Here is a 5,454-nt window from a genome sequence, read left to right as displayed (position 1 = left end):
AAATAGTACTGGTTTATATGATTTAGGAGTACTTAATAAAAATATTCTTGATAAGGATATTCGCTACTATTTAGGAAAATTCTCTAGCCGAGATGCCAAAGCCATAATTCACAGTCTTACTCAACGTTCACATTATGAACTAAGTGAGGAATTAATTAACCGATTAGTGCAGGATTTGACAGGAGAACTAGACGAAGTACATCCAATTGAATTACAAATAGTCGGCGCTCAACTACAAATAGAAAACATTATGACACTTGCAGAATATAAGCTTTGTGGTGGCTCGGCAAAATTGGTGGAACGCTGGTTAGGGGAAGTTATCAAAGACTGCGGTCAAGAGAACGAAGAGTTAAGTTGGAAATTATTATTTGAGTTAACAGATGAAAAGGGGACGCGACCTTTAAAAACTAAAGCTGATTTAGCGGCTGCATTAGTTAATAATTATGATATAGATACGATATCAAGCTTTGACAAAGTTGGAGAACTGATTTTAGAAATATTGGTGGGTTCAGGCTTGGTATTGCGAGTTAGAGAAGAGTTAGGCGATCGCTACCAGTTGGTTCACGATTATTTAGTTGAACCAATTCGCCAAAAGAACAACTATGGTATGCTCGCCGAATTAGAAAAAATCAAACTTGAAAAAACTAGAGCCGAAGCAGCCCAACAACTTAGTCAAAAGCAACTAAATTTGGTATTGCAACGGCGACTGCGGGAAGCGCGGATAGCAGGTGCAATCCTAGCAATTATGGGGGGAACAATAGCAGCATTATGGTGGCAAGCCGACTTACAAAAAAGAGCAGCAGTCCGTCAAACTCTACGAGCTGAACGCAGTGAAACCAACTTGAAAATTAGTGGAATCGCTGCTGCTAGCGAAGCTTTATTTGCTTCTAATAAAGAATTTGATGCCCTATTAGAAGGTTTGCGGGCTTGGAGAAGACTTAAACAAGCAGAGATCGTGCAGCCAGATACCCGAATGCGGGTAGTGACAGCCTTGCAACAAGCAGTTTATGGGGTAACAGAGGTTAACCGCTTGGAAGGGCACACTGATGTTGTCTGGGGAGTAACTTTTAGCCTGGATGGTCAGTTGCTAGCATCAGGTAGCCTGGATAAAACGGTGAAACTTTGGCGTCCTGACGGTATCTTACTCCAAACTCTTAAAGGTCACACTGATGCTGTCACCTGTGTAAGTTTTAGCCCTGATGGTCAAACCCTAGCGTCTGCCAGCCTCGACAAAACAGTGCAAATTTGGCACAAAAACCCAGTTACAGGTGAATTTGACCCCAAGCCATATAAAACCCTTAAAGGACGCGGGGATTGGGTTTATAGCGTTAATTTCAGTCCTGACGGCGAGTTGTTAGTTACTGGCAGTAAGGATAAAACCGTAAAACTCTGGCACAAAGACGGTAGCTTAGTAAAAATATTAAGTGGACATCAAGGGTCAGTTAACTGGGTAAATTTCAGCCCTGATGGTAAATTAATCGCCTCAGCTAGCGACGACAAGACAGTGAAAATCTGGCGGCGGGATGGTAGCCTTGTTACAACTTTGCAGGGACATCAGAAAGGTGTGACTATAGCTGTTTTCAGTCCAGACGGTAAATTCTTGGCATCAGCAGGTCTAGATAAGACAGTGAAACTTTGGCAGAGGGAAAGTAACAGTACTAAAGACGGTTTTAACTTTCGTCCTTACAAAACTTTACGGCAGCATAATAAAACAGTGTGGAGTTTGAGCTTTAGTTCCGATAGTAAAAAGTTAGCTTCCGCTGGTGAAGACAAAATCATAAACCTCTGGAGTATGACTGGTACTTTACTCAAAACCTTTAAAGGACACAGTGATTATGTTGTCAGTTTAGCTTTCAGTCCAAATAACAAATTGCTGGCTTCAGGAAGTTATGACAAAAGTGTGAAACTATGGAGTTTAGACGCCCCAACACCGCCTATTCTTCAAGGGCATCGGAAGCAAGTTTTGAGCGTTGCTTGGAGTCCCGATGGCCGGATGCTAGCTTCTGGTAGTAGCGATCGCACTGTTAAGCTTTGGCAACGATACACCAATAGTGGCGAGGTCAAAACCCAACTTTACAAAACTTTAGTGGGGCACACAAATAAAGTTTCTAGTGTCAGTTTTGATCCCAAAGGTAAAATGCTGGCTTCAGGAAGTTTTGACAAAACAGTTAAACTTTGGCGGCTTGACGGTACTTTAATCATGACTCTCTACGGGCATAGTGATAGTGTGATGAGCGTGAATTTTAGTTCTGATGGTCAGTTGTTGGCATCAGCTAGCAAAGATAAAACAGTGAAACTTTGGAACCGTCAGGGTAAGTTGCTCAAAACCTTAGTGGGGCACCAGGGTTTGATAAATAGCGTAAACTTCAGCCATGATAATCAGGTTTTAGCCTCTGCCAGTGATGATGGAACCGTTAAACTTTGGCAACGGGATGGTACTTTACTCAAAACGTTCTCGCCCAATGACAGCTGGGTGATGGGTGTCAGCTTTAGCCCCAATGACGAGTTACTGGCTTCTGCCAGCTGGGATAATACGGTGAAACTGTGGCGACGGGATGGGACATTATTAAAAACGTTATTAAAAGGGTACAGCGATAGCATCAATGCCGTGACTTTTAGCCCCAATGGTGAATTGGTCGCAGCCGCCAACTGGGACGGTACAGTGAAACTTTGGAGCAGTGACGGCAAATTAATTAAAAGTCTCAATGGTCATCGCGCTGGGGTATTAAGTGTCAGTTTTAGCCCAGATGGTCAAACACTAGCATCAGCTAGTTATGATAAGACAATAATTTTGTGGAATTTAAATCTTGACGATCTGCTTATTCGTGGTTGCGATTGGTTGGGTGATTACCTTAAGCACAACCGTAATCTTGAAAAGCGCGATCGCCTTCTTTGTGATGGGATAACCCGTACAAACCCTTTTTAATTACAAATTACGAATTAGGTTGAAGCCTCAATGAGCAACCGCTCTTAGTTTAGCGGTTGATGAGGCGATCAGAGTTATTAATTCAGAACTAGAAATAAATTTCGAGCTAATCAGCCAAAAGAGCGATCGCTCTCCAAAAGTTCATGGCTATTTTCTTCGGGAGCCTCTTGTGGCAAATTCGCTAAAAAGGCTTGTAGCCTCATGCGCTCAATGTAGGGCCAGCCTCCCTCAGACTCAATATCTTTCAGCAGTGAGTAAAGTTGGCGGCGGTTAACAGGCAAACTCTCTTGAAAAATCCCATCCCGGATCTCTCGGTGTAACTGCTCTAATTGCCGCAGCAAAGCCAAAAGAGCTACAGTATCGCCTTCACAAGCTGTAGCGGCATCATACACCACAGTTGCGATCGCTTGCAGTTTACCAGACAATTTCTCTGATTCAATATTTTTGTGATCGTTCATGCCACCTTTTCCGTATAAATGAGGTCAACTCAAATTTACCGGAGATTTTTAATTTTCCCTAGTTTGTCAGTTGTCTCCCTGTTACCGCATCTCCTGAGTTGCCCTAGTTAGGGGTGAATATAACTAGATTTGTATCTTTATCAAAAGCAATTGCGATCGCTCCAAAAAGAGCGTAGTAACCTTTAGCATAGGCTTTACAGAAGCTAGATGCGATCGGGACGAGACTTTGTTGGATTTTGAGAACTTTGATTTTGAGTTAAAAAAAATCGTATGATCTGGCTGATTTACCCATCCAACAATGGGCTGTATGTAGTGGCGTCACATACATGATACAAAAAGACTTGGGCGACGACGCTTTTGCAATAAGCAAGAGCAAAGTGCGAAGCAGACACCCCTGTTCGCACTTTTCAAGGCACAAGCATTTATGCTTCTCTGTGTGAGGCTTACTCATACACTCGCCCAACTCCAAACAAATGCCACCAACAGTAAAACTGCTGGTTTTTTGCTCCCTAATGACACACATCCAAAATGGATGCAGTGTTCTACTTAGTCTGGGGTTTACACTCCAAGCTCAAGAGAGCGACACGTTTAACTACGTTTAGCAGAGAAAAGTTTGAGCAGCGTCTGACAACTAGACACCCGAACACTTGCTTCAACTCTCTTAATCAGAGCAAAGCCGTGTCCGAACAAAGGTAGCTTTTCGCAGAGTAGCGGCTTCTCATCAGAGATCGAAGCTTCGATGCAGTTTTACAACTTAGATATTAATTTTTGAGATTGAGGTTGACCATGAGGTATCGCGCTTTAATTGTTGCATTCTTGGCTTTGTGCCTGGGACTAATAACCGCTTGTAGTGATGCTCCTACTACCAGTAGTGGTAGAGATGTACTCACTTACGATCAAATTCGCGGCACTGGCTTGGCGAACAAATGCCCCCAGCTAGCAGAAACAAGCCGTGGTTCCATTCCCATTGATTCTAGTCAGTCTTATACCATCAAAGAACTTTGCTTGGAACCAACTAGCTTCTTCATCAAAGAAGAACCTGCTAATAAACGCCAAGAAGCAGAATTTGTTGCTGGCAAATTGTTGACCAGATACACTTCCACCATTGACCAGGTGCAAGGTAATCTAAAAGTTAACGCAGATAATAGCCTGACCTTTACGGAAACTGATGGTCTTGACTTCCAAGCCATTACTGTGCAACTTCCTGGTGGTGAGCGAGTACCTTTCCTCTTCACCATCAAAAATTTGGTTGCTCAAAGCCAACCCAGCTTAACCAGTATTAACACCTCTACGGACTTTGAAGGCAGCTTTAAAGTTCCTTCCTATCGTGGTGCTGCCTTCCTAGATCCTAAAGGTCGTGGTGTCGTCAGTGGCTACGATAATGCTGTAGCTCTCCCCGCCCAAGCAGATGATGAAGAACTTACCCGCACTAACGTCAAGCGTGCTGAAAATCTCAATGGCAAGATTTCTTTGCAAATCGCCAAAATAGACAGTTCTAGCGGTGAAATTGCTGGCACTTTTGAGAGCGAACAGCCATCTGATACAGATTTAGGTGCTGGCGAACCTAAAGAAGTCAAGATTCGTGGTCTATTTTATGCACGGGTTGAATCGACTCGTGGCTAAATCCTCGAAAGTAAGGCAACTGACTGGCACTCAAAACGACAATTCTGTAAGTATCAGACTTGTTCGCAAAAGTTAAACTATCCACCCTCTTTTTTAAGGAGGGTGGATAGATTTTTTACAAAAATGGGGAAAAGTTAAATCTGAGTAAAATTGGGGGCAAAATAGCCTTGCCAATTGGGAAAATTCTTATCCCTCAGTCTTATAGGTGACTTGATTCATCCCTTTCATTAAAAACACTATAGACTTAAGTACAAAAAAGGGTGTCTCACCCTTTTTCTTATTAGCTTGCGTAAATATACATAAAATTTTTTTAAATTATTAGTAATTTTTAACTATTGGATAATTTTCAGTGGAATGAGCACGTAATTTTACTGTAAATCCAACTTTTGCTTGTGAAATAAAAGCTCGACTACTGTTGTTTCGTTTCTCTAAATTAACTTCATCATT

The 5,454-nt window shown here is 42.3% G+C and carries 3 protein-coding genes; 2 read left to right on the top strand and 1 reads right to left on the bottom strand.

What is annotated here, in order from left to right; all coding sequences use genetic code 11:
• Nucleotides 1-2,926 (top strand): WD40 repeat domain-containing protein (locus tag IQ229_RS11195; RefSeq protein ID WP_265582974.1); only part of this gene is annotated, 2,926 nt, incomplete at its 5' end.
• Nucleotides 2,927-3,036: 110 nt separating this feature from the next.
• Here IQ229_RS11195 and IQ229_RS11190 read toward each other — a convergent pair.
• Nucleotides 3,037-3,384 carry a hypothetical protein gene (locus IQ229_RS11190; protein ID WP_194043699.1) on the bottom strand — a complete coding sequence of 116 codons (348 nt, stop codon included), beginning with the start codon at nucleotides 3,382-3,384 and terminating at the stop codon, nucleotides 3,037-3,039.
• 786 nt (nucleotides 3,385-4,170) lie between these two features.
• On the opposite strand from IQ229_RS11190, the gene psbO reads away from it, so the two are divergent.
• Nucleotides 4,171-5,007, top strand: coding sequence for a photosystem II manganese-stabilizing polypeptide (psbO, locus tag IQ229_RS11185; protein WP_194043697.1), 837 nt, complete (start codon nucleotides 4,171-4,173; stop codon nucleotides 5,005-5,007).
• Nucleotides 5,008-5,454 lie beyond the last annotated feature (447 nt).

It is taken from the genome of Nostoc cf. edaphicum LEGE 07299, assembly GCF_015207245.1.
GTDB classification, from domain to species: domain Bacteria; phylum Cyanobacteriota; class Cyanobacteriia; order Cyanobacteriales; family Nostocaceae; genus Nostoc; species Nostoc edaphicum_B.
Note: the sequence above shows the minus strand (reverse complement) of the source record. Positions and strands in the feature narration are given on the sequence as shown.